The organism is Aminobacter sp. P4_H6_2 (assembly GCF_056400805.1).
In genome coordinates this window covers 1-1,464 of the sequence record NZ_JBFUKO010000941.1, presented here as the reverse complement: position 1 = coordinate 1,464, position 1,464 = coordinate 1, and the positions used below count along the sequence as shown (strand labels likewise).

Below are 1,464 nucleotides of genomic sequence, written 5' to 3'. Positions count from 1 at the left end.
CGATGCCGGCGCTTTCCGCCTTGATCTCGTCCTTGGAGATGGCGCGCAGGCCGAGCCCGAACTTCGAGTGCTTGATCTTGTAGCTCGCCCAGACCGAGAAGGCGGCGATCGCCAGCATGRCATAATAATACGGCACCTTGGACCACTGCACCGACAGGTCGTTGGGCGGCAAGGTCAGCCCGTTGGCGCCGCCGATGAAATGCCAGTTGTCGAACAGAATTCGGGCGATCATCAAAAGGGCGATCGACGAGATGATGAAGCTCGGGCCGCGCACCTTGAGCGTGACCATGCCGACCAGATAGCCGAATACGGCGGCGACCAGGCCGGCAAGCGGTGCCGTGATGATCGTGGATATGCCGTAGCGCGCCAGGATCATGCCCGAGAAGTAGCCGCCAATGCCGAAGAACACGGCATGGCCGAGCGAGACATAACCGGCGAAGCCGCCGAGAATGTTCCAACCCGAAGCCATGGCAACGTACGATGCCGTGAACAAGACGAGACGCAGGACGTAGTTGTAGTTGCCGGTGAACTGCAGCAGCGGCAGCGCAGCGAGCGCTGCCAGGAGCGCCATCGGAAACCAGGTCGCCCGGACCTGATCGGCCTTGCGCGACAGTTTTTCGTTGTGGACCCGGCGCGCCTCGACGACTGCGCTGGCGCTCGATTCCTGAAGGGAAACGGCCATCATGCCAACTCCGGTTTTTCGCCGAACAGCCCTTGGGGCCGCACCAGCAGAATGACGAACAATGCGAGGAAGAAGGTCAGCGTCGACCAGGTCGCGCCAATCCAGGTGCCGACGAAGGCAGCGACCACCGACAGCATCAGCGCGGCGAGCACGGTGCCGAGGATGCTGCCCATGCCGCCCAGCACCACGACCGACATCAGCATGGCGATCCATTCCCAGTGCTTGGCCGGGAAGAAGCTGAACACGAAACTGACCAGCGAGCCGGCGGCACCCGCAAGGCCGAGACCGATGGCAAAGGCGAGGATGCTGATGAACTGGACGTTGACGCCGAGCAGTTCGGCCGCCTCGCGGTTCTGGGTGGTGGCGCGGATGGCGTAGCCGAGCCGCGAGTATTTCAAAAACAGCGACAGCACCGCGATGATGGCCAGCGAGACGATGCCCGCATAAAGCTGGCCCTTGGGCACGAAGACGTCGCCGATGAAGAACGCTTCGGTGGCGTAGTCGGGAGAGGTGACGCGCTGCGTGTTGGTGAACATCGCGCCGAGGAAGCCTTCCACCATCATCGCCAGCGCGAAGGTGAGCAGAACCGTCATTTCCGAATATTTGGCGCTCTTGGCTTCACGCTGGAACATCAACCGGTAGAGCAGGACGCCGATTGCCGCCATGATGAGGGCTGCGACCGGCAGCATTACCAGCGGGTCGACGCCGAGCGTCTTGAAGCCCCAATAGGTGATGTAGGCGCCGCCGATGATCAGCGAGGGATGCGCGAGATTGACGATGCT

General features: G+C 62.3%; 2 protein-coding genes. Both read right to left on the bottom strand.

Translation table 11 applies throughout. The features are described from left to right. Positions 1-685, bottom strand: a 685-nt coding sequence (locus tag AC1DUU_RS31880; protein WP_476787292.1) for a branched-chain amino acid ABC transporter permease, incomplete at its 3' end; no start/stop codon positions are given. Continuing rightward, a partial coding sequence (locus tag AC1DUU_RS31875; RefSeq protein WP_476787291.1) for a branched-chain amino acid ABC transporter permease occupies positions 682-1,464 on the bottom strand: 783 nt, incomplete at its 5' end. The genes AC1DUU_RS31880 and AC1DUU_RS31875, both read right to left, overlap by 4 nt.